At 64.7% G+C, this 22,961-nt stretch carries 24 protein-coding genes; 5 read left to right on the forward strand and 19 right to left on the reverse strand.

The window, feature by feature from the left end:
- Positions 1–72: 72 nt before the first annotated feature.
- From ACNJYA_RS22545 to ACNJYA_RS22570, 6 genes are all read right to left on the reverse strand, one after another.
- The gene (locus tag ACNJYA_RS22545) at positions 73–519 is read right to left on the reverse strand and encodes a MaoC family dehydratase (RefSeq protein ID WP_172786284.1); all 447 of its coding nucleotides are present in this window, start codon (positions 517–519) and stop codon (positions 73–75) included.
- 389 nt (positions 520–908) lie between these two features.
- Positions 909–1,331: a hypothetical protein gene (locus ACNJYA_RS22550; protein WP_172786283.1), complete on the reverse strand. Its 423-nt coding sequence runs from the start codon at positions 1,329–1,331 to the stop codon at positions 909–911.
- 12 nt (positions 1,332–1,343) lie between these two features.
- Entirely contained in the window at positions 1,344–1,565 is a 222-nt protein-coding gene (locus ACNJYA_RS22555; protein ID WP_007592399.1) for a hypothetical protein, read from the reverse strand.
- Positions 1,566–1,678: 113 nt separating this feature from the next.
- A complete protein-coding gene (locus ACNJYA_RS22560; RefSeq protein ID WP_172786282.1) occupies positions 1,679–2,494 on the reverse strand; it encodes a lytic murein transglycosylase in 816 nt (271 codons plus the stop codon).
- A 119-nt stretch (positions 2,495–2,613) separates the two neighbouring features.
- On the reverse strand, positions 2,614–3,417 hold the full coding sequence (locus ACNJYA_RS22565; protein ID WP_212257405.1) for a shikimate dehydrogenase family protein: 804 nt from the start codon (positions 3,415–3,417) through the stop codon (positions 2,614–2,616).
- 5 nt (positions 3,418–3,422) lie between these two features.
- Complete coding sequence (locus ACNJYA_RS22570; RefSeq protein ID WP_439363341.1) at positions 3,423–5,267, reverse strand: flavin-containing monooxygenase; 1,845 nt, start codon at positions 5,265–5,267, stop codon at positions 3,423–3,425.
- Positions 5,268–5,443: 176 nt separating this feature from the next.
- Here ACNJYA_RS22570 and ACNJYA_RS22575 point away from each other — a divergent pair, with 176 nt between their 5' ends.
- On the forward strand, positions 5,444–7,069 hold the full coding sequence (locus tag ACNJYA_RS22575; RefSeq protein WP_439363342.1) for a long-chain fatty acid--CoA ligase: 1,626 nt from the start codon (positions 5,444–5,446) through the stop codon (positions 7,067–7,069).
- 23 nt (positions 7,070–7,092) lie between these two features.
- Here ACNJYA_RS22575 and ACNJYA_RS22580 read toward each other — a convergent pair whose 3' ends face one another.
- The 5 genes from ACNJYA_RS22580 to ACNJYA_RS22600 form a co-directional block, all read right to left on the reverse strand.
- A complete protein-coding gene (locus tag ACNJYA_RS22580) occupies positions 7,093–8,001 on the reverse strand; it encodes an amino acid ABC transporter substrate-binding protein (RefSeq protein ID WP_439363343.1) in 909 nt (302 codons plus the stop codon).
- Positions 8,002–8,135: 134 nt separating this feature from the next.
- On the reverse strand, positions 8,136–9,569 hold the full coding sequence (locus tag ACNJYA_RS22585) for an amidohydrolase family protein (protein ID WP_439363344.1): 1,434 nt from the start codon (positions 9,567–9,569) through the stop codon (positions 8,136–8,138).
- Positions 9,570–9,585: 16 nt separating this feature from the next.
- Entirely contained in the window at positions 9,586–10,611 is a 1,026-nt protein-coding gene (locus tag ACNJYA_RS22590) for an ABC transporter substrate-binding protein (RefSeq protein ID WP_212257400.1), read from the reverse strand.
- A gap of 39 nt (positions 10,612–10,650) precedes the next feature.
- Complete coding sequence (locus tag ACNJYA_RS22595) at positions 10,651–11,427, reverse strand: ABC transporter permease (RefSeq protein WP_225171320.1); 777 nt, start codon at positions 11,425–11,427, stop codon at positions 10,651–10,653.
- Complete coding sequence (locus tag ACNJYA_RS22600) at positions 11,427–12,284, reverse strand: ABC transporter ATP-binding protein (protein ID WP_439363345.1); 858 nt, start codon at positions 12,282–12,284, stop codon at positions 11,427–11,429. Before ACNJYA_RS22600 ends, ACNJYA_RS22595 begins: the two co-directional genes overlap by 1 nt.
- 193 nt (positions 12,285–12,477) lie before the next feature.
- On the opposite strand from ACNJYA_RS22600, the gene ACNJYA_RS22605 reads away from it, so the two are divergent.
- Positions 12,478–13,236 carry a GntR family transcriptional regulator gene (locus tag ACNJYA_RS22605; RefSeq protein ID WP_172786273.1) on the forward strand — a complete coding sequence of 253 codons (759 nt, stop codon included), beginning with the start codon at positions 12,478–12,480 and terminating at the stop codon, positions 13,234–13,236.
- Here the strand turns inward: ACNJYA_RS22605 and ACNJYA_RS22610 are convergent.
- Positions 13,233–13,649, reverse strand: coding sequence for a nuclear transport factor 2 family protein (locus tag ACNJYA_RS22610; RefSeq protein ID WP_439363346.1), 417 nt, complete (start codon positions 13,647–13,649; stop codon positions 13,233–13,235). The genes ACNJYA_RS22605 and ACNJYA_RS22610 overlap by 4 nt on opposite strands.
- Before the next feature lie 148 nt (positions 13,650–13,797).
- Between ACNJYA_RS22610 and ACNJYA_RS22615 the strand changes: the two genes are divergently transcribed.
- The gene (locus ACNJYA_RS22615; protein ID WP_439363347.1) at positions 13,798–15,039 is read left to right on the forward strand and encodes an amidohydrolase family protein; all 1,242 of its coding nucleotides are present in this window, start codon (positions 13,798–13,800) and stop codon (positions 15,037–15,039) included.
- Positions 15,040–15,419: 380 nt separating this feature from the next.
- Positions 15,420–15,743 carry a hypothetical protein gene (locus ACNJYA_RS22620; RefSeq protein ID WP_439400758.1) on the forward strand — a complete coding sequence of 108 codons (324 nt, stop codon included), beginning with the start codon at positions 15,420–15,422 and terminating at the stop codon, positions 15,741–15,743.
- Here the strand turns inward: ACNJYA_RS22620 and ACNJYA_RS22625 are convergent, their stop codons facing one another.
- The 6 genes from ACNJYA_RS22625 to ACNJYA_RS22650 all read right to left on the reverse strand — a co-directional run bounded on the left by ACNJYA_RS22625 (position 15,744) and on the right by ACNJYA_RS22650 (position 20,661).
- Positions 15,744–16,667: a DUF1932 domain-containing protein gene (locus ACNJYA_RS22625; RefSeq protein WP_439363349.1), complete on the reverse strand. Its 924-nt coding sequence runs from the start codon at positions 16,665–16,667 to the stop codon at positions 15,744–15,746.
- Positions 16,667–17,536 (reverse strand): hypothetical protein, encoded by an 870-nt coding sequence (locus tag ACNJYA_RS22630; RefSeq protein WP_439400759.1) that lies wholly within the window; start codon positions 17,534–17,536, stop codon positions 16,667–16,669. The genes ACNJYA_RS22625 and ACNJYA_RS22630 overlap by 1 nt, the downstream gene beginning before the upstream one ends.
- Before the next feature lie 24 nt (positions 17,537–17,560).
- Positions 17,561–18,244 carry a 4-carboxy-4-hydroxy-2-oxoadipate aldolase/oxaloacetate decarboxylase gene (locus tag ACNJYA_RS22635; protein ID WP_212257394.1) on the reverse strand — a complete coding sequence of 228 codons (684 nt, stop codon included), beginning with the start codon at positions 18,242–18,244 and terminating at the stop codon, positions 17,561–17,563.
- Positions 18,241–18,954 (reverse strand): PIG-L deacetylase family protein, encoded by a 714-nt coding sequence (locus ACNJYA_RS22640; RefSeq protein ID WP_025035640.1) that lies wholly within the window; start codon positions 18,952–18,954, stop codon positions 18,241–18,243. Before ACNJYA_RS22640 ends, ACNJYA_RS22635 begins: the two co-directional genes overlap by 4 nt.
- A gap of 80 nt (positions 18,955–19,034) precedes the next feature.
- The gene (locus ACNJYA_RS22645; RefSeq protein WP_439400760.1) at positions 19,035–19,919 is read right to left on the reverse strand and encodes an amidohydrolase family protein; all 885 of its coding nucleotides are present in this window, start codon (positions 19,917–19,919) and stop codon (positions 19,035–19,037) included.
- A 31-nt stretch (positions 19,920–19,950) separates the two neighbouring features.
- Positions 19,951–20,661: a TetR/AcrR family transcriptional regulator gene (locus tag ACNJYA_RS22650; protein ID WP_439400761.1), complete on the reverse strand. Its 711-nt coding sequence runs from the start codon at positions 20,659–20,661 to the stop codon at positions 19,951–19,953.
- Between the two features lie 113 nt (positions 20,662–20,774).
- Between ACNJYA_RS22650 and ACNJYA_RS22655 the strand changes: the two genes are divergently transcribed.
- Positions 20,775–21,752 (forward strand): tripartite tricarboxylate transporter substrate binding protein, encoded by a 978-nt coding sequence (locus tag ACNJYA_RS22655; protein WP_439400762.1) that lies wholly within the window; start codon positions 20,775–20,777, stop codon positions 21,750–21,752.
- 34 nt (positions 21,753–21,786) lie between these two features.
- Here ACNJYA_RS22655 and ACNJYA_RS22660 read toward each other — a convergent pair whose 3' ends face one another.
- On the reverse strand, positions 21,787–22,929 hold the full coding sequence (locus tag ACNJYA_RS22660; protein ID WP_439400763.1) for a mechanosensitive ion channel family protein: 1,143 nt from the start codon (positions 22,927–22,929) through the stop codon (positions 21,787–21,789).
- Positions 22,930–22,961: the final 32 nt, after the last annotated feature.

Consider the following 22,961-nt stretch of genomic DNA (forward strand, 5'->3'; position numbering starts at 1 on the left):
CGTTCCCCGCGCCGAGATGACCACCTCCGCCGGCGGCTCGCAAGAGGGCGAGGCGAATGGCCGGCGGCCGTCCTATCCCGACCGCGGCACGATCGCGATCGGAGTGAAGGTGTAAACCTCCTCGCCGTTCTGGTTGAACATGGTCCATTTCACCAGCGCGATCCCCTGCGGCTTCGATTTCGACGGCGTCAGGCTCATGACCTCGCCGACCAAATGCAGGCGGTCGTTGGGCCGCACCGGCATGGTCCAGCGCAGCCCGTCCACACCGGCGCCGATCAGCGGATGCGGGCCGAACGGACGGGTCTGGATCGCAAGGTTCATGGCGATCGCGGCGGTGTGCCATCCCGAGGCGGCAAGCCCCTTGAACAGGGTCTGCTTCGCCGCCTCGTGGTCGAGATGCATCGGCTGCGGATCGAACTCGGCAGCGAAGCGCTTGATGTCGGCCTCGGTAACCACGACTTCGGGGGATTTGAACCGCATTCCGATGGTGAGATCGTCGAACCACTCGACCTGCGCCATGATTTTGCCTCGCAATATGATGTGCCGCTCCCGAAGAGACGGCTCAAAATCGCCTGAGCCATGAGGGATATAGCGGGCCCGCAGCGCACAAACCAGCGCAAGGTTCCTCGTGAAACCCCTTTCCCGATGCGACGAAACACGCCTGAAACAGATCGCGGCTTAAGTGGTTGTCAAAATAAATACAGGGACGGCCACCATGCAGTTCATCCTCGACCTGATCTACGAATATTCGTGCTGCCAGAACCTCGTTGCCCAGCCGCTACGGGAGGACGAGCGATGATCGAGCTGATCTCGGCCCTGCTCGCACTGTGCAGCATCGGCGTCTTCGCGGCGCATGCGCTCGACGCCTACCGCACCACGCATTCCTGAAAGTTGCCCCCTTCCCGACGCTAGAAAGGCCGCCGGTAGAAGTGCTCGGAATGCGTCGCCGGCGGAAACCGGTTGGCGAGCGCAAGCGCCCCCTTCTCGTCCGTCTCGAGCGCGATCTTCTGCGCCAGCATCACGTCGCCCGGCACCAGGAAGCCTGACGGGACGAAGCACCACCCCATCGTCGCACGCCCGTCACTGTCGACCTCGTGGACGTTCGCGGCTGTGCCGTAGTGAATGCGATAGATCCTGCCGGTGTCGCAACCGACGACGTCGAAATACCGGTATTGCTCGAATTGCGCGCGCTGCGCCGGCGACAGCCATTCGGCCAGAAGCCGGCGGCCGCGGGCATCCGGCGTATTCTCGCCGAAGAAGCGGCGATAGAGTTCACGCAGCGCATGCAGACGCGCACGCGCTGGCGCGCGGAGCCAAACTGCCGCGATCATGAGCAGCTCAGATCAACCGCCGACCAGGCGGGGATAGAACAGCGTTTCCTGCGCGGTCGGATCGAATGATCGGATCCGGGTCACTTCGCCGGGTCCGGTTCGAAGCGCGGCGGTGAAGCCGGCTCCGGTGAGCTCCCGAAAGCGCCGTTCGGCTCGCGCCAGCGCTTCGGCATTGCCAGGATCAAACTCGTGGCGCGTATCGCCAGTCTGGTCCATCACGATCTGGGTAGCCATGTTGAGTCTCCTCATGCCCAGCCCTGAACTTGATCAAAGCAAACCTCGTGCCGTCGGTTCCAGAAGGCAACAACTTTCTCGCACCGTCGCATCACACGTCGCTGAGCCAGAGCTCAGCGCGAGGCCGCAGCACCCCCGCCCTCGTCGATCTGCCGGCCCATCAGCGCGATCGCCTTCTGATAGACGCCCGCAGCATTCCAGGCCTCGATCGCGGCGAAATTGGGCTCGCCCGGCTGGTATCCGGCTCCCGCGCGCCAACCATGGCCTTTGAGGAAATTCGCCGTCGAGTTCAGCGCATTGGCCGCAACTTCGAGATTGCCCGTGCCGTAGGCCAGAATGTTCTTGGGCATGAACTGGGTCTGGCCGACCTCGCCATGCATGGAGCCGCGGGTCGATCCCGACAGCGTACCACGGTCGATCAGCTTCAGGGCGGCATAGAGCTGGTCGGTGAAGAATTCGGGACGGCGGCAATCATATGCGAGGGTCGCGATCGACGACAGCATGTTCTGGTTGCCGCGCTGGCTGCCGAAGCCGGTCTCCATGCCCCAGATCGCGATCAGCGGCCCGGGCGGCACGCCATAGCGCTGCTGGATCGAGGCGAACAAGGCGGCCTGTGACTGCTTGAGCTGCCGGCCCTTGGCGACGATGGTGGTGGCACCCCGCTTGGCCAGGAACTGGTCGAGCGTCAGCGAGAAGCTGCGCTGGCCGCGGTCAGCCGCGATGGTGGCGCTGGCATAGTTCGTCTGCATCAGCGCCGACAGCGCGGTGGGACCGATGCCCTTGCCCTGCGCCTCCGCGCTGAACTCGCGCTTCCAGGCCTCGAAGCCGGCCGGCGAGCTGCCGCATTGCGCGGCCTCGGCCACAGGCAGCGAGAGAAGCAGCGCGGTCGCGCCAATCACCGCGGTTGCGACTGTCCTGCCCTTCATCATTACGACCTCTCCGGATGGCGCGACCGGCTCGCGCGAGATCGCATGATCCTACGTCAGTTGCACTCGCTCAAGTCCCGGATGCTACAATCAATACAAGCAAAGCCCTTGACACCGGCGCCTTACGTCCCCTCCGCGCCCAGCAAAAAATCCACCATGATGCTCTGGTGCTGCTGGTACATATCGGTGCCGGTCCCGGTGACGCAGCCGATCCTGCGGGCCGCTGCGATAAAGGGCGATACTTCGGGCTTGGTGATGACGCAGCCGCAATAGGTCGACGGTACGAGCCGCGCCACATCGACCGGCAGCGGGTCGCCATCCTTCATACCGGCGGGCGTGGCATTGGCGACGAAGTCGAAGCCGGCCGGATCCTCCGAGCCGACCCGGACCGGTGCCTTGCCTAGTCTGTTGAGCTGGCCGACCAGTACGTCGCGCCGCTCGGGCAGACTGTCATGGATCGCAAGCTCGCGAACGCCGGCCTCGAGCAGTTCGAGTGCGATCGCCGAGCCCGCCCCGCCCGCACCGACAAGCAGCGCCCGCATGCCCTTTGGATCGATGCCCGTCGCCCGCGCCGCACCGACGAAGCCGAGGCCGTCCACCATGTCGCCGTGCCAACCCCCGTCGGGACGCCGCCGCATCAGATTCACGGTCCGCAGGAAATGCGCGCGTGCCGTCGCGCTCGCACAGGCCTGGTAGCAGGCAAATTTGTGCGGGATGGTCACGACGATGCCGTCGAGGTTCTTCAGCCGCCCGGCCACCGAGAGAAAGTCAGGCAGATCCCCTGGCGTCACCTGGACAGGCACGAGCAGACCGTCGTGCCCGCGCGCGGCAAAGGCGGCCGATACGCCCGCCGGCGAGCGCACCTGCGCGATGGGATCGCCGACGATGACGTAGAGTCGCGTGGCACCTGTGGGGGCCGGGATCATGCCGCTCAAGCCTGGGCCGGCGCGGCGGTCCCATAGCTCAATTCCAGACCTTCCAGATTGCCCTCCTTGCGCCATTTCTCGAGCAGCCGCAGGAATGCCACCGGCCCGCGCCAATATTGGCTGTTTCTCGCCGCGATCGGATCGAACACGCCTTCGTTGTTGTAGTAGCCCGGCGTACATTCGGCGAGATAGGTCTGGCGGCCGAGCGCGGCCTTCACGACCTCCTCGACCCAGGCGTTCTCGGCGGCATGCGTCGGCTCCAGGGCGCGTGCCTTGCGCTCGCGCGCCTCCTTGACGACATAGGCGATGTGCTGCGACTGCTCGTCGATGATGTGCGGAAAGTTGGCGCTCTGTCCCGCCTGAACGGTGACGATCAGGAAGCAGTTCGGAAAGCCGCGGCTGTAGAAGCCGTGCAGCGTCTTGACGCCGTCCTGCCAGCGCTCGGACAGGCTCATGCCGTCGCGGCCGTAGACCTCGAAGCCCATGCGGCGCGCGTAATCGGTGCCGACCTCGAAGCCGCTGGCATAGATCAGGCAGTCGAGCTCGTAGGCCTTGCCATTGGCGACGACGGCGTTCTCGGTGATGCGTTCGACGCCCTTCCCCCCGGTATCGACCAGATGCACGTTGGGACGGTTGAACGTATCGAGATATTCGTCGTGGAAGCAGGGGCGCTTGCAGAACGCCTTGTACCAGGGCTTGAGCGCTGCCGCGGTCGCCCCATGCTTGACCACCGTGTCGACGCGCGCGCGGATCTCCTCCATCTTGCGGTAGTCGGCCTGCTCGATCACCTTCAGCGCCTCCTCCAGCGAGGTCACCGGCTGGGGTTGCCGGCGCGGCGCCAGCAGGATCTCGCCGAGCAGGCCAGTCCAGCCGTCCTGCACCAGATCCTGCTCGAACGGCTCGCCTGAAATCACGGCCGTGAAATTGTCCATGCGCTCGCGCTGCCAGCCTGGCTTGAGGCTCTGCGCCCAGTCCGGCTCCGTCGGACGATCGTCGCGAATGCCGATCGCGGACGGCGTGCGCTGGAATACATAGAGCTCCTTGGCCGAACGGCCGAGATGCGGCACGCATTGCACGGCGGTGGCGCCGGTGCCGATGATGCCGACGCGCTTGTCGGCAAGGCCGGTCAGGCCACCGTCCGCATTGCCGCCGGTGTAGCCGTAATCCCAGCGACTGGTATGAAAGCTGTGACCTCTGAACGTTTCGATGCCGGGAATGCCCGGCAGCTTCGGACGGCTGAGCGGTCCGCCGGCGAGGATGACGAAGCGCGCGGCGATCCGGTCGCCGCGATCGGTCTCGACCAGCCAACGCGCTTCCTGCTCCTGCCAGGACATCCGCGAGATCACGGTCTGAAACAGCGCGCGCTCGTACAGCCCGAAATGACGGCCGATGCGGCGCGAATGCTCGTAGATCTCCGGCGCCCGGGCATATTTGCGCACCGGCATGTAGCCGGTCTCTTCCAGCAGCGGCAGATAGATATAGCTCTCGGTATCGCAGGCGGCGCCGGGATAACGATTCCAGTACCAGGTGCCGCCGAAGTCGGCGGCCTTTTCCACGATACGAAAATCCGCGATGCCGGCCTCGCGCAATCGCGCGCCACACAGCAGGCCGCCGAACCCACCGCCGACGATGAGCACTTCGGTCGCTTCACTGATCGCTGCGCGCGCAAAGCCGGGATCGGCCCAGGGATCGTCGAGATAACGGCCGAACTCGCCTGTCGCCTCGACATATTGCGCCTTGCCCTCGGCGCGCAGACGGCGGTCGCGCTCGTCGCGATAACGGGCACGGAGGGCGGAAATATCAACCGTAGATGCGCCGGCTGCATCGGTCTTGTGTCTTTCCGCTGACATTCGATTCCTCCCGCGCATGCTGCTTCGCCGGCAGCTCACCGCACGTTAGCGCCGAAAAAGCGCGGCATGCAATCACGCTGATTGTTTTTTACGTGAACGCCGCGTGACGTTCCGCTAACCTCAAGCGCAAATCACAAGCCTACGCCATGCAACGACGTGGCAATCCGGAGGGAAACATGCAGGGATTGATGATGGACATGCCGCTGCTGATCAGCGGCCTGATCCAATATGCGGCCGACTATCATGGCGAAGCCGAGATCGTCGCACGCGAAATCGAGGGCGACATTCATCGCTACACCTATGCCGAGGCCCATCCGCGCATCAGGCGCATGGCGCTGGCGCTGAAGCGGCTCGGCATGAGGCAAGGCGACCGCGTCGGAACGCTGGCCTGGAACACGCACCGGCATTTCGAGATGTTCTATGCGGCGCCAGGCATGGGCTACGTGCTGCACACCGTTAATCCCAGGCTGTTTCCCGAGCAGCTCGTCTACATCATCAACCACGCCGAGGACCGCCTGCTCTTCATCGACCGCGCCACGCTGCCGTTCGTGGAGGCGATCGCGCCGCAGCTGAAGACGGTCGAGGCCTATGTCGTGATGTCCTCGCGCGAGCGAATGCCCGAGACGAAGCTTACGAATGTGCATTGCTACGAAGAGCTTCTTGAGAAGGAGACCGATGCCGGCTTCGCCTGGCCGGAGTTCGACGAGAAATCCGCCTCGACGATCTGCTACACTTCGGGCACGACGGGCAATCCAAAGGGCGTGATCTATTCGCACCGCGCCGCGATCCTGCAGACCATGACCTGCTGCAATTTCGACTTCCTGTCGGGACATGTCGAAGGCGTGCGCGAGGTGATGATGCCGATGGCGCCGCTGTTTCACGGCAATGGCTGGAACATGCCGTTCAGCGCGCCCTACACCGGCTCCAAGCTCGTGCTGCCCGGCCGCAACTATGAGCCGGACAAGCTCTACGAATTGCTGGAAGGCGAGAAGGTGACGCTGTCGGCGGGCGTGCCGAGCTTCTGGCTGATCCTGCTCGACTGGCTCGCGCGGACAGGCAACAGATTCTCAACCTTACGGGCGACGTTGTCGTCGGGCTCGGCCCCGCCGCGCGCGATGGTCGAGAAGCTCAAGCGCGAGTACAATGTCGATTACATCCAGGCCTGGGGCATGACCGAGGCGCTGGGCTGCTCGATGCCGGGGCTGCGGCCAGGCTCGGAGCATCTCAGCGAGACGGAGAAATTCGACCGCCGTCAGGTCTCCGGCCGCGCCTGCTTCGGCACGCATTTGCGCATCGTCGATGATTCCGGCGTCGAGCTACCGCGCGATGGCAAGACCGTCGGGCATCTGCGCGCCCGCGGGCCCTGGGTCGCATCCGGCTACATGAAGCTGGACGAAGGCCTCGACCGCGACGGCTGGCTGATCACCGGCGACATGGCCGTGATCGACCCGCAAGGCCACGTCACGCTGACCGACCGCTCCAAAGACGTGATCAAGTCCGGCGGCGAGTGGATCTCCTCGATCCAGCTCGAGGACATCGCCCTGTCCCATCCCGACGTGCTGCAAGCGGCCGTCGTCGCGATCAGCCACGAGAAATGGCAGGAGCGCCCCCTGCTCCTCGTCGTCCGCAAGAAGGGAGCGACGGTCGACGGCAAGACGCTGCTCGAGCACATGCGTCCGAAGCTCGCGAGCTGGTGGCTGCCGGACGCCGTCGAATTCCTAGACGAATTCCCGATGACCGGCACTGGCAAGGTGCTGAAATCGGCGCTGCGCGAGCGCTTCAGGGAGTACCGCGTCGCCTAACGCCCGTCAGCGCCCAGCCCGCCTCAGTTCACAACGTAGACATCAGGGTCGGCGCTCGAGCTCGGCTTCTTGAAGGCGTTGCGCAAGGCTGATGACATCGGGACGTTGTAGTTGAGGCCGTTCGGCGGCGTCGGCGATTGCAGCCACTTCTTGTAGAGAACCTCGATCTCGGGGCTGGCATAAAGCTCCGCGGTGGCGCGATCGGCAAGTGCCTTGAACGGCGCATCCTCCCGCCGCAGCATGATGCCGTAAGGCTCGGGCTTGGAGAACGCTTCCTCGCTGATCATGTAAGCCTGCGGCTCCTTCGACCGCGCGATCGCGACCGCGAGCTGGACGTCGTCGAGCGCATAGGCCTGGGCGCGGTCGGTCTCCAGCAGCAGGAAGGCCTCGGCCTGGTCCTTGGCGGGCATGATGTTGATGCCGAGATTGCGCTCGGTGTTGACCTTGGCGAGCTGCGTCAGGTTCACAGATCCCGCCACCGCCGTGACCGCCTTGCCCTTGAGATCGTCGATGGTCTTGACGTTCGCCGCCTTCCTGGCCGCGAACCGCGTCGCGCTGAGGAAATGCGTGTTGGTGAAGGCGACCTGCTTCTGGCGGTCGGCGTTGTTGGTGGTCGCCGAGCAATGCAGGTCAAGCGTGCCGTTGACCATCAGCGGGATGCGGTTCGACGACGTCACCGCGACAGTCTCGACCGAAATGTCGGGCATGCCGAGTTGCTTCTTCACGGCATCAACGATCCCAAGGCAGATGTCCATGGCAAAGCCGACCGGCTTCTGGTTGCCGTCGAGATAGCTGAACGGGACCGAGGCCTCCTGATAGCCCAGCGTGATCTTCTTGGTCTCCTTCACCTTCTGAAGCGTGCCCGTGAGGTCTTCGGCTGAAGCTGCGCCCGCAAGACATGTCAGGGCCAGGAGAACGGTCGGTAGGCGCATCAGGGGCTCCTCGAAGGGAATTGGCGTCGAGCTATCGAGGAGCTGATAGCCTACAGATCAGTCGAGCGCCAGACGCGGCTGCGTCTACCAGCTATCGCTGTTTGATATACATTCCGTCGCGGCCCATCGGCGCGTCACTCGCAGGTCAGCTGCTGCTCGAACCAGCCGCTCAGCCGATCCGACAGGGACGGCCACATCCGCCGGAAGCTGTCGAGCTTGCCGACATTGGCACGGTACATCGCCCGCAATTCCTGCTCGACGGCTGGCAGGTCGATGCCGGCGCAGATCCCGTCCCGCACGATCGTCTTGCCGGCGACGACGACCTCCCTCACCAGCGACGCGTTGCCACGCGCAAACAGCAGCGCCATGGGATCGACCGGCATGACCTGGTCTCGATCGAGCCGATCGAGATCAATCACGACGTAGTCGGCCGGATTGCCGGCGGCGAGCTCCCCACTTCCAGGCGCGCCGGTTGCGCGGCGGCCGTTGCGGACGGCGAGCGAAAACATCTCGGTCGGCGTCCACGTCGCCTTGAAGCCGACGCCGCCATGGACCATCTGCACCAGCCGCATCTCGCGCAAAATGTCGTCATCCTCGTCCAGCGCCAGGCCGTCGACGCCGACGGTGATGGCGCAGCCGCATCTGTGCGCGGCGGCAATCGGAGCAAGGCCCGAGCGCAGATGCATGTTCGAGCTGAAATTGGTGACGATGCGCGCGCCGGAGGCCGCGATCATCTCGAGCTCTTCGGGACGGGCGTGGATGCAATGCGCCAGCGTCAGCCGCTCCGAGAGAAAGCCGACATCGCGCAGCCAGCGTACCATGTCGGGAAAGTGCCGGTCGGCCCAGGCGCGCTGGTACATTGTTTCCAGCAGATGCATGTGAATGCGGCGGCCGGTCCGCGCGGAGTTCTCCGCCACCGCCTCCAGCAGCGGCTTCGAGCACCATTGTACGCCGGCGGGTCCAAGCTGCACGTCGACCATCGGCCCGGCGATGGCTGCGGCAATCGCATCGGTCAGCTCGATATAGGCCCTCGGCGAGAGCGGCGCGCGAACGAAGAGATCCTCGATGGTCTTGCGATCGTTCCCGGGAAGCCCTGAGAGCACCGGCTCGGCATCACCGTAGACGATGGGGTTCTGGTCGCGCACCGCCAATGCAAACGCGATGCGGATGCCGACGTCGGACGCGGCTTTCGCAACGGCCTTGGCTTCGTCCACCAGCGGCATCGTCCCGCTCGGGCGCGTGTAGTGGACCATCATCGCCGCGCAGCCTGCCTTGGCGGAGCGGGCCAGCGCAGAGACGGCGGTCAGATAGGGATCAACGGGCGCGCCCAGCGCGGTGCGCAGAATCCAGCTTTCCAGGGGCATGCCGACCGCGCCGAAGGACGAGGCGGTGGCGCGGGCATGATCATGGGCGTTGACGAAGGCGGGGATGACGAAGGAGCGCGGCCCCGTCCCCGCACCTTCCGAGATATCGGTGATAACGCCGCCGTCGTGCCGCAGCACGACGTTGTCGCTGACGCCACGGTCAGGGCCACGGAACAGGCTGGTTGCCGAGATCTCCGTGGCCATCGCTGTCCCTCCAAGTTCAGTTGGCAGTATACACCAGCTCCCGCTCCGCGCGCGGCGGCAGGAATTCGCGCGAGAACACCTCCGCCGGCGTCGGGGCGCGGGCGAGCTGATAGCCCTCGACCACGATGCCGATGGCGCGGGTCATGCGGTCGTCCTTGATGTCGCCGATGCCGATCTCCTTCATCTCCGCCGAGACGATCAGCTTCTCGAAGGAATATTGCAGCCGGCGCTTCTCCACCTCGGCGTTGATGAGGTTGTCGTAGTTCAGCGCCGCCTTCATGCCGGCATTCTGGTCCTTGGCAACCGCAATCGCACCCTTGTTGATGGCGCGCACCAGGCCCGCGACGGCCTTCGGATTCGAGGCGATCAGCTTGCGGGAGACCATCACGCCGTTCGAATAGAGATCGAGACCATACTCGCCGAACGAGAACCATTTGAAGTCCTTGTCCGGATCCTGGCGGTTGAGCACCAGGTTGAAATAGCTGGTGATGTTGAAGACCAGGGCCGCATCGATGTCGCCCTTGATCAGCATCGGCTCCTGCAGGTTCGGCGCCATGTTGGAGATCTTGATCTTCTCGCCGTCGAGCCCGTTCTTGCGGGTGAACACCGGCAACAGGCGCGTCGTCGGCGTGCCCTGCGCACCGCCGAGCGTGTGGCCTTCGAAATCCTTGATGGTGTTGATGCCGCTGGTCTTCTTGGCGACGATCGCGAACGGCGGCTGATTCCACATCATGTAGACCATGACCGGCGCCTCCTGCGGCTTGGTCGAGGCGTTCTGGATGATGGCGTTGACGTCGCCGAAGCCGGCGTCGTAGGCACCGGACATCACGCGCGTGACGGTGGCGCCGGAGCCCTCGCCCTGATCGATGACGACGTTGAGGCCTTCCTCTTTGAAGAAGCCGTTGTCCTTGGCATAGAAGAAGGCGGCATCGCTACCCTGGGTTTTCCAGCCCAGCGTGAACTTGATCGTGGTGTCCTGCGCCGTGGCGGCCCCTGCGGACAGCGCCAATCCCAGCAGCGCGGCGGTGACTTTCCTCAACATCGAGACCTCCTCAGCTTCGTTGCGTGACGGTTTAGGAAATCAGGTGGCGATCACGTCGTTCTTGCGGGTGGCCCAGCCGGTGACCTGCCCTTCGATCAGCGAGAACACGACGTAGAGCGCGACGCCGAGGCCGGCGAGCACGAACAGGCCGGCAAACACCAGCGGCACGTTGAAATTGGAGGACGCGGTCATCATGACGTTGCCGATGCCGCGGTTGGAGGCGACGGTCTCCGACAGCACCGCGCCGACGAAGGCATAGGAGATCGCGACCTTCAGCGAAGCAAAGAAGAACGGCATGGTGCGCGGCAAGCCGACGTTCCAGAGGATGTCGAGCTTGCTGGCGCCGAGCGCCTTCAACACGTCCTCGAGCTCGGGCTCGGTGGTGGCAAGGCCCGTCGCGATATTGACGACGATCGGGAAGAAGCAGATCGACAGTGCCGTCAGCACCGCCGGCACCGTGCCGGAGCCGAACCACAGCACGAAGATCGGCACCACCGCGACCTTCGGGATCGAGGAGAAGCCGATCAGCAGCGGATAGCAGGTGTCGTAGGCCGTCTTCGACACGCCGATGATCGCGCCGAGAGCGACGCCAAGCGCGACGCCAAGGACGAAGCCGAACATGGTGGTGGCAAGCGTTTGCACGATGTGCGGCCACAGCACCGGGAAGCGCTGGACCAGCGTCACGAACACCTGCGAGGGCCGCGGCAGCACCAGGTCGGACATGCCGGTCATCAGGCAGAACAGCTCCCAGGCGACGAAGAACAGCACGATCAGCCCCGCCGACCACGCCTTCTGCCTGACATCGATCCCGAACATCAGCCTATTCCCTGCTGGGCCGCGCTGCGCGCATCCTCGATGAAGGCGCGCAGCTTCTGGTTCAGCGCGACGAAATCCGGCTCGAACGTCATCGCCACGGTGCGCGGCCGCGCGAACTCCACGCGGCTGTCGTCGAGGATGCGGCCGGGACGCGCGCTCATTACGCAGATGCGGCTGGCAAGGAAGCCGGCCTCGCGCAAATCGTGCGTGACCAGCAGCACCGTCGGCTTGTGCGTCATCCAGAGATTCTGGAGGATCGCCCACAGCTCCTCGCGGGTGAACTGGTCGAGCGCGCCGAAGGGCTCGTCGAGCAGCAGCATGCGCGGCTCGTGGATCAGCGCGCGGCAGAGATTGGCGCGCTGGAGCATGCCGCCGGAGAGCTGCCAGGGATATCGATTGCCAAAGCCCTTGAGGCCGACCTGCTCCAGCAGGGCGTTGGCCTTGTCGCGAAACTCGGTCTTGCGGAGCTTCCGGAAATTCGAGCGGAACGGCTCGACGATCTTCAGCGGCAGCATGATGTTCCGCTCGATTGTCATCCAGGGCAGCATGGTCGGGTTCTGAAAGGCCATGCCAACCCGCATCGCCCGCGCCGCGACCTCGCGGCCGCCGACGATGACGACGCCGCTGGTCGGCTGCACCAGGCCGCTGACCAGACGCAAAATGGTCGATTTGCCGCATCCGGACGGGCCGACCAGTGCGACAAACTCGCCGTCGGCAATCTTGAGCGTGGTCTTCGACAAAGCAGGCACGGCGCGGTCGCCGCGCCCGAAGGTCACCGAGGCCTCGGACAGCTCGATGGCGGTCGTCGCAGAGCCTTCGGGAACGGGCTGGCCGTCGAACTGGGCGTTGGGTTGCATGCGCGTCACAGGCAAAGTGCATGCAAACCGGATGCCAGCGGCCGCGGCCCGCGAAATCAACGACCTAGCCGAGACCCGCGCCAAACCGCCGGATTCGGTTTAGGCAATTCGGGAGCCAAACTGCATGCAATTAGTGCGCTGTATAGACGCGAGCCTGTGCTAAAGAGAGATCTCACTCCTATGGGATTCGCCGATGGCGGCGCGCGCCAGCAGCAAGACTTCTGAATCGTCGGACAAGGTCAGCGTGATCTGCCGCGCGCTCCGGCGCGCCATCATCGAGCAGGCGCTGGAGCCCGGCGCCAAGCTGCCGGAAGATGCGCTCGGCGAACGTTTCGGCGTCAGCCGCACCATTGCCCGCCACGCGCTGGGCCAACTCGCCGCCGAAGGCCTGGTCGAACTCCGCCGCAACCGGATCGCGGTGGTGGCGACGCCGAGCTGGCAGGAGGCGCGCGATGCCTTCGACATCCGTATCGAGCTCGAACGCCTCGTCGTGCGCCAGCTCGCGGGCAAGCTGACCAAGGCGCAGATCGCCGAGCTGAACGCCCATGTCGATGCCGAGGATCGCGCCCGCGGCGGGACGGATGCGGTGTCGATCCGGCTCGCGACCGAATTCCACATTCTGCTCGCCCACATGACGAACAGCCCGATCCTGGTGCGCTATGTCAGCGAGGTCGCCTATCGCTGCTGCCTGACGCTGTCACTCTACAGCCGGCCGCATTCCACCGAATGCGCCATCAACGAGCACCGCGCCATCATCGCAGCGCTGGCGAAGGGCGACGCGGCCAAGGTGATGGAATTGATGCATCATCACCTGGATTCCGTGGCCAATCGCGCACTGGTCGCCCCCACTCCGCAGCGCGGCCGCGATCTGCTCGACATCCTCGCACCCTACGCGGACGAGGTGACGAGCAATCGGGTGATCAAGCTGCCGAAGGTGGCTCGAAGAAGTTAGGCCTCGATCCCGCGCTGGACGAGGATGCGCTCGGCGCTGTCATTCCAGACGTCCATCTTCACGATCTGCCCACCCCTCACCACGAAGCGATCGACATAGCGGTTGCCCTCGAACGGCGTGCCGTCCATCCACTCGCCATAGAGCGTGCCGACGCTGTAGACGACGGTCTCGTCCGGGCCCGGACAGACGTCGAACCGGTCCATCTTCTTCTTGACCCAGCGATAGCGTTTCGCATTGAAGCCGGTCGGCCCGCGCGGATGGTCGAACGTTCGACCGCCGGTGAACGTGATCACCGTGCCCGGCTTCATATAGGCCGCAGCGGCGTCGGGATCCGGTATCATCGAAGCGGTGAGATAGGCTTCGACAATCTCTGCGTCAGTCATCGGGCTTTCGGCTTTTGCGGGAGTGGACATCGCGGGGTTCTCCGGATGCCGCCATTCTACAATCAGGGCCTCAAAGTGCATGCACATTTTTTGGACAATCTGACCCGAGCCTTGCACACAATCTGGAGCTGCCCGCTCCAACGGCTTGCGCTAGGCTGCCCCGGCTGAATCCAACGCCATGACCACCCAAACCGCCTTCGACCTGATCTTCCGCAACGCGCTGTTGCGCTCTTCCGCCGCACCCGTCGATATCGGCGTGAAGGACGGCTGTTTCGCCGCGGTCGCGCCAAAGCTGGCCTGCGAGGCCGCCGAGGTCGATCTCGGCGGCCTCCTCGCCCTGCCCGGCTTCGTCGACACCCACATCCATCTCGACAAGGCCTGCCTGCTCGGCCGCTGCGGCCACGATCACGGCAGCGTCTCGGAGGCGATCCGCGCCGTTGCCGGGATGAAGAAGGACTTCACAATCGAGGACGTCTACGCACGCGGCGCCAGAGTGCTCGAACGCGCCATCGTCAACGGCACGACGCGCATGCGCACGCATGTCGAGATCGACCCGCGCATCGGCCTCCGCGGCTTTGAGGCGGTCAAGGCGCTGAAGCGCGATTACGCCTGGGCGATTGATCTCGAGCTCTGCGTCTTCCCGCAGGAAGGCCTGACCAACGATCCCGGAGCCGAGGAGCTGCTGGCCCAGGCGCTGCGCGACGGCGGCGAGGTCATCGGCGGCTGTCCCTACATGGACACCGACCCGAACGCCCATCTCGCGCGCATCTTCGATCTCGCCCAGGAATTCGACGTCGACGTCGACCTCCATCTCGACTTCGACCTCGATCCCTCCTGGTGGCATCTCGACGAGGTCTGCCGCCAGACCGAGCAGCGCAGCTACGGCGGACGCGTCGCGATCGGCCATGCGACAAAACTGTCGGCATTGCCGCCGGAGCGGATGAAGGCGGCCACTGCGCAACTGGCAAGATCGGGCGTTGCGGTCACGGTGCTGCCCGCGACCGATCTCTATCTGATGGGGCGCGAGGCCACGCACAACGCGCCGCGCGGGCTGACCCTCGCCCACAAGCTTGCCGGCGATGGCGTGCTCTGCTCGGTCGCCACCAACAACGTGCTCAACCCCTTCACGCCGTTCGGCGATGCCTCGCTGCTGCGGATGGCGAACTTCTACGCCAATGTCGCGCACGCCTCGGTCAGCGACTTCGACACGTGCCTGGACCTCGTGACCGAGCTGCCGGCCCGGCTGATGAACCTCGGTGATTACGGCATCAAGGTCGGCAATCCCGCCGATCTGATCGTGCTCGATACGAAGGACAGCCGATTCGCCATCGCCGAGTTGCCTGACGTCCTGATGGGCTTCAAGGGCGGCCGGCAGACATTTGCGCGGGCGCGGCCGACCCTGTTCAGTCCGAAGAGCTGAGAGCGACCCCGCTCGATCTCCCGGCCCTGCCTTTTCCTTTTTCAGACATAGGTCGCGTGCCCCGGACGCAGCGCAGCACTCCTTCAGTGATGCGCTGCAGAGCCGGGGCCCATGTTTCGAAACGCAATTCACGAAGAGCTGGGTCCCGGCTCGGCGGCGCGTCACTTCGTGCCGCACCTTGTCCGGGACACGTGTGCGCGCGGAACATTCCGAATCGGTGATCACGATGCCGTTGGAGCGTTCCCACAGTTCTATTTTACCGCCGGTTGGCGCCCACCCGAGTTCGGTAGAATCCCGGACCGTAGCCCAACGCATTGCGAGGCAGGCCACGCCCGCCATAACTAGGACGTGCACTGACCATCTGCGTTCAGTGGGGAAGTATGAGTCTGTTCAACGCATTCACCAGCATTGATGATTCCGTCCAGGCCCGAACGCCAACCGATACGGCGGTGAAGCGGCTCGACGGCATCGGCCACGTTCTCTCGGGTCTCGATATCTCGGCTATCCAGACCCAGGCCGACGTGAACCGTACGCTCTGGACGCTCGATGCCGCCAGCAAGTGCGTTCGCGCCGTGCTGGCGGAGTTCCGCACCCAGCCGGCCACCGAGCAGCTCGTCCGTAAATCCCGCAATCTGATCGACCTGATCGAGCGCGCGCGCGACCAGGTCGGGAGCTTCGAAGCCCGCGATCCGGTCCTGAGCTGACTATTTCGTCCGACTGATCCTGGCGAGGATCCGGTCCGCCTCGGTACGCCAATCCGCACTGCGGGCGAACTCGCTGCTGCCCCTCAACCCGAACAGCCCCTCATCGGCGAGATCGGCCATCCAGGCCTGCCGCTCGGCCGTGCCTTGCGCCGACCACGGCGTCAGCCCCGCCTCGCGCACGGTCTCGGCAACCTCCCGCACCTCCTCGGCCCGGCGGCGGCCGTGCTCGATCACCCGCTGGAAGCAGTAGGCACCCTGCTTCTCCCAGTCGATGCTGGGAAACGTTTCCGCAAGCGAAGCCAGCACCGCATCCTCGACACCATAGGCGCGCGCGGTCGTAAAACTCTCGATGACCATGACCTCGAGGCCCTTGATCATGATGCTGCGACACATTTTGACGGCCGAGGACACGCCGAGCTTGTCGCTGGCCACCTTGGCCGCGAAGCCGATCACGTTCAGAAGCGGCTCGAGCTCTCTGGCGCCGGGCCCGCCGAGCAAGAGCGGCACCTTGATGCGATAAGGCGGCACCGAGGTCATCACCGCGCCCTCGACATAACGCCCAGCTGCACCATCGATCAGCGCCGCCGCGCGCCGCTTGGCGCCGGGAGAGGCCGAGTTGAAATCGAGAAACCAGGTGCCCTGGTTGATCGCCGCGGCGCAGGCCTTTGCCACCGGAACGGCCTGGCTCGCCGTGACCGCCGAGATGATGAAATCGGATTTTGCGGTCAGCTCCGCGTGAGAGGTTGCGAGAACGACACCGAATTTCGCCGCATGCTCCTTCAGCGGCACACCCTGCTCGCCTCCGAGCTTGATGTCGTAGGCCGAGACCTTGATCTCCTGCTGGCGCAAATCCTCGGCCAGAATCCGGCCGACCTCGCCATAGCCGATCAGCCCGATCTGCCAGCGCCTGGGATCACCTGCCATCAGTTTAGTCCTCGTGCGGTCTCATCGAAGAGCTCATCGACTGCATAGCGGCGCGGGATCAGCGCCTGCTGGAATGCATAGTCGACGATCAGCTCGAGCGGTTTCCTGTTGGCCTCGATCCCGAACGGAACGAGGTCGGGCGTTGCCGCGGGCCCTGCCTGCGCCTTGCTCCGCTTCAGCAGATCATAAACGCCCGCGATCACGTCGGGGCGCGATTTCGTGAGGCTCTCGGTCACGACCACGAGATGGTTGACCGGGACCACGCCGCGCCGCGCGTACCATCTGGCCGCTTCTGCGGCCGGATCAGGAAACAGCGGCTTCAGCTTGGGGTCATCGGAGGTCTCGCCGAGGACGGCATCGAGCTCGCCGTCGAGCAGCATCTGCAGGATCTTCTTGTCCTTCGGCGCGCGCTCAGTGGTGTCGACATATTCGGCGACGTGCGGATCCTCGAAGGTGATCCAGCGAATCCTGTCGAGATGGACGCCGTAGTCGTTGGCGAGGATGCCTCTGATCCAGGCGCCGGTCGTGGTCGTGAAGGAGCGGATACCGACGCGCTTGCCTTCGAGATCGGACGGCCCGAGCGTCCCATGCGCCGGATTATAGAGAGCATATGAATGCTGGAAGCGGCCGAGCATGGTTGCTGGCAACAGCACCAGCGGCTTGCCGTGCGCTTTCGCCATCAGATAGGTGACGATCGCCATCTCGCAGACGTCGAAGGCCTGCTCGCGCACCATCGGCTTGAATGCCATATTGGTCGGCGTGTACCCGATGAAGTCGAGTTCGAACAGGTCGGAGCCGAGCTCGCCGCTCTTCACCGCCTTGACGTGAGGGTGGCTGCCGAGCACGGCTTTCAGCTTGAGACGATCCATCCGCCCGCTCCGCTTCTTGTACCTTTAGGCTTCCTCGGGATTGTCGACATAGACGAGGCCCGCTTTCGCCAGGGCCTCGCGCATGTTGTACATGTCGAGGCCGAGCTCGCCCGCGGCGAGGCGCTTGCGCTTGCCGCCCTCATCCGCGTTGCGCTTCTTCGCCTTCTCCGCGACTTCGGCCGCATAGCGCTTCGGCACCACCACAACGCCGTCATCATCGGCCACAACGATGTCGCCGGGATCGACATTGACGCCGGCGCAGACCACGGGGACATTGACCGAGCCGAGCGTCGCCTTGACCGTGCCCTTGGCCGAAACCGCGCGCGACCACACCGGGAATTTCATCTCGTGCAGCGCTTTGACGTCGCGGCAGCCGGCATCGATGATCAGCCCCTGCACGCCGCGCGCCTGAAGCGAGGTCGCGAGCAATTCGCCGAACATGCCGTCGGTATTGTCAGTGGTGCAGCCGACGACGAGGATATCGCCCTTCCGGCACTGCTCGACGGCGACATGGATCATCCAGTTGTCGCCGGGCTGCGCCAGCACCGTGACCGCGGGACCGGCGATCGACGCGCCCGCCCAGACCGGACGCAAGTAAGGCTTCATCAGGCCGATGCGGCCGTAAGCCTCGTGCACGGTGGAGACGCCGTACTCCGCCATTCCGGCGGGATCGGCACGCTTGATGTTACGAACGACGACCGGCTTCACGCGAGCTCCTCCGCCACGGTCGGAAACAGACGCTGATAGGCCTCACCATAGGTCATGGGAACGCCGGTGTTACGGCTGCCCTGGATGCCCCGGTTGAGCGCGACACGCTCGTAATAGCCCCAGAGATGTTTTTGCGCGGCGAGGATCTGGAACGCCTCGTACTTCTCTTTCCAGACCTCGTCGATCTTGAGAATGGTGTCCGGCTTGTAATTGCACTGCTCGGGCTGATGCGGCTCGAACAGGAAAACCGGCGGGGCCGAATATTTGTACTGCGCGCCGGGCTTGTGGCCCATGGCCTGCGCGACCACGCGGGTCTCCTGCGCAAAATGCGCCGCGTTCGGATGGTCGAAATTGTAGGGGTCTTCCAGCGCATGCGTCAGCACGAAGCTCGGATTGAGCTCGCGGTAGATGTCGACCATGCGGTCGAAATGCGCTTCCGTCAGCTTCAGCGGATAGTCGCCGCAGTCGAAGAACTCGATCTCGGCGCCAAGCAGCCTGGCCGCCCGCTCCGCCTCGTCCTTGCGGCCGGCCTTCACCGATTCCAGCGTCGCGCCCTTCTCCTTCCAGGCGAACTGGCTCTCGCCGCGCTCGCCGAAGGACAGGCACACGATCTTCATCCGATAGCCCTTCTTCGCATGCAGCGCGATGGCGCCGCCGGCGCGCCAGACGAAATCGCCGGGATGGGCTGTGACGACGAGGCCTGTTTTCATGGGCTACTCCTTTTCGTTCGTATGCATGCGCCGGCGTCCGCTACGCATGTCCGCGCAACGTATCGATCGCGAAGACGTCGTCACGTCTCGAACGCAAACAGGCGCGCGGGATTGTCGACCAGAATCTTGGTCTGGAGCTCCGGCTCCGGCGCAAACAGCGGGATCAAATCGACGAGATCGCCGTCATTCGGCATCACCTTGACGTTGGGATGCGGCCAGTCCGTGCCCCAGATGACGCGATCCGGCGCGGTCTCGACGATCTTTCGCGCGAACGGCACCGCATCGGTGAACGGCGGACCGGCCGAGGAGACCCGCTCCGAACCGCAGATCTTCACCCAGCACTTCTCGTCGCGCTGCATCAGCTCGATTAGGATCCTGAACGGCAGCTGGTCGAGCCCGTCCGCCGCCTTGACCCGGCCCATATGGTCGATGGTGTAGTTCAGCGGCAGCCTCGTCAGCATGTCGGCATATTCGGGCAGATCGATCGCATCGAAATGCAGATCGATGTGCCAGCCGAACGGCGTGACCATCGCGACGATGCGGTCGAATACGCGCTTGTCGGGGACGCCGCCGAGATGGCGGACGAAATTGAAGCGGCAGCCGCGAAAACCGCCCTCGTGCAGCACGCGCAGGTCGCGCTCGGTGATGGTATCGTCGATGTTGGCGACCGCACGGTAGGCGCCATTGCTCTCAGCGATGGCATCGAGCGCCACCCTGTTGTCGGTGCCGTGCACGCTGGCATTGACGATGACGGCGCGCTCCACGCCGAGCTTGGCGTGCAGCGCTCGAAAATCCTCCAGCGGCGCATCCGGCGGCGTGTAGGAACGCTCCGGCGCGTAAGGATATTTCGCGCCGGGCCCGAAGATATGGCAATGCGCATCACATGACAGCTTCGGCAGCCTGAACTTCGGCGTGCGCGTGTTCGGATCGGGCGGTGGAATGGTCGGCGTATACATCATCGTCATCACGTAAACCGCCGAAGCGAGCCCGCTCGCTTCACGCCTTGCTGGCGACGATCGGCCGCCGCCGCGCCGGCGCGGCCTGATCCAGCGCCGGCGCCTGGAACGCGGCGACGGTGGCCTGCACCAATTGCTCGATGGCGGCCGCGGCATCGCTGCCGTCGGCCTCGCCGCGCGAAAGGCGCGACACGCGCTCCGGCGTCACCAGCGAATAATAGAGAGCGCCGAGCAGGAAATGGCTGCGCCAGACGATGTCCGTGCGCGGAATGTGCGGCAGGCTCTCGTGGACCGCGTCGATGAAGGCGTGGCTGGTGTCGTCGAAAGTCTGTGCGATGATCTTTCGCGCGACCTCGTTGCCTTCCGCCGACATCACCGCGCGCAGCCGCGTGAAACGCGCCCCGCCACCGGCGAGATCGCTGCCGGAGGTGAAGGCCGGCACCACATAGGCGCGCACGATCGCCTCCAGCCGGTCCTGGAGATCGCGCACGCGCTTTGCGGCCGCGAGCAGCTCGGAACGGCGCAGATTCATCGGCCCGCAATGGCGCCGGTAGATCTCCAGCAGCAAACCGTCCTTGGTCTTGAAATGATAGGTCACGCTGCCCGGATTCGCTCCGGCGGCTTGCGCGATGTCGCGCACCGACACGGCATTGAAGCCGTTGGTAGCGAACAGCTCCTCGGCGGCGGCGAGGATCGCCTCGCGCATGTTCGGCTTGCGGGCCGCTTCCTTGCTGGTGGGCTTGCGTACCATGTGATTTGTACTATTGTACAAAAGATCAGGTCTCGTCAACAAGAACGTGGTGATGGCAGGACCGCGTGGAGACCATCGATGGACGCGAATGCCCTCGAGGAGTGCTGGAACATATGCTGGGTTTGAACGAGAAGATCGGCGGCTTGATGCTGGGTGCCGCCTTGCTGCTGGCCGGTAGCGCCGCGCAGGCCGAAAATTATCCGAGCAAGCCGGTCCACATTCTGGTCCCCTACGCCGCCGGCGGCGCCGTCGACGTGCTCGCGCGCACGCTGGGCCAGGCGCTGGCCAAGACCTGGGGGCAGCAGCCGGTGATCGACAACCGTCCCGGCGCGGGCGGCATCGTCGCCTCGCAAGCCCTGACGCAAGCCGCGCCTGACGGTTACACGCTGATCCTGGTCGCCAGCGGTCATCCGCTCAACCAGTTCATCTATCCGAGCGTGCCCTACGACACGTTCAAGGATTTCACCGCCATCACCGAGGTCGCCTCCTCGCCACTGGCGATCGTGGTGGCGAAGGACAGCCCTTACAAGACACTTGGCGATCTCCTTGCCGCGGCCAAGAAGGAGCCGGACAAGCTCTCCTATGGCATGTCCGGCAACGGCACCTCGGCGCATCTCGCCGGCGAGCTATTGAAGCACATGTCCGGCACCAAGATCGTCGCGATCCCCTACAAGGGCGGCGCACCGGCGCTGACGGCCGTCATCGCCGGCGAGATCCCGCTCAGCATCAATCCGCTCGCGGAAGCAATCGGCCAGCTCGAAGGCGGCCCGGTCCGCGCTCTCGCCGTGACCTCGGCCGAACGCTCCAAGGCGCTGCCAAACGTGCCGACGATCGCCGAGGCCGGCGTACCCGGCTACGACGTCTCGGTCTGGTGGGGCGTGCTTGGTCCTGCAAAGATGCCGCCGGAGATCGTTGCGAAGCTCGAGACCGATCTCAAGGCGGCGCTGCAATATCCGAGCGTGCTGTCGACGCTCGGCAAGATCGGCGCCACCCCGGTCGGCTCCTCGTCCAAGGAGTTTGATGCCTATATGCGTGCGGAGGCGGCCAAATGGGAGCCCGTGCTGAAGGCCGCCAACATCCGCGCGCAATGAGGCAAGGCGCGTCCTGGCAAGAGATCGGCGCTATTCAGCTGGTGGCGCTCGCCCGCATCTTCTCCGGCAGTGCGAAGCGCCGCGCGAAATCGCCGTCTTCGTCTCCCGACGGGATCAGGATGGCGCGGTCGCGCGGCAGCGCCTCTGGCATCTCGTCGCGGATGAAGGCGATGAGCTTTTCCCTGATCTCGCAGCGCAGGTCCCAGGACTGCGGCGCGTTCCTGGCGCTGACCAGCGCCCGAAGCTCGATGGTGCGCGAATCGGCATCGATCACCTGCAGATTCACCACCTCCCCGTCCCACAGCTTTGACGCCTTTACCGCCTCCTCCAGCCCGCGCCGGATGCGCGGGACGTCGGCGCGATAGTCGACATGCAGCGCGACGACGCCGATGAGGGATGCGGTGTCGCGCGTCCAGTTCTGGAACGGCTTTTCGATGAAATAGGACAGCGGAACCACCATGCGGCGCCAGTCCCACAACCGGATCACGACATAGGTCGAGGCGATGTCCTCGACCCAGCCCCATTCGTTCTCGATGATCACGGCATCCTCGATGCGGATCGGCTGGGTGATCGCGATCTGCAGGCCCGCGATCAGATTGCTCAGCAGCGGGCGCGCGGCAAGACCGACGATGATACCGGCCGCTCCTGCGGAGGCGAACAGGCTGACGCCGTATTGCTTCACGGAGTCGAACGTCATCAGCGCGGCGGAGACCGTGATGATGACGATAATGGTGTCGGTGACGCGCTTGAACACGCGCACCTGCGTCACATGCTTGCGCGCGACGAAATTCTCGGTGACATCGCGAAAGTTCTGCAAGTAGCGCGCCGCGCTCATGTCGACGATCCGGATCGAAATCCAGCCGATCAACGCGATGAAGGCCACCACGAACAGCCGCGTCAGGGGGTTGCGGATCGTGTCGTCCAGCGGCGCCAGCGGCAGCACCATTGCGACCGCGGCAAGGCAGAGCGCCATTTGCGCCGGGCCAGCGGTCCGCTCGATGAACACGCTCAGCAGCGGAAGGCGCGTTCCGAAAGCGCGCGTGAGCACCCACGTGGCGATCCGGTAGGCCACCAAGGCCAGAAGGATCGCACCGGCAACCAGGCTGAGCCCGATGAACCATGACGGTATCCAGCCGAACATCGCGTCGATTTCGGCCGTAAGGGCCTGCCAATCCATGGATTGTCCCCATCATTGCATTCACGCAACCG

Origin of the sequence: Bradyrhizobium sp. BLXBL-01 (genome assembly GCF_051853025.1) — a bacterium.
In the GTDB taxonomy this organism is placed as follows: Bacteria; Pseudomonadota; Alphaproteobacteria; order Rhizobiales; family Xanthobacteraceae; genus Bradyrhizobium.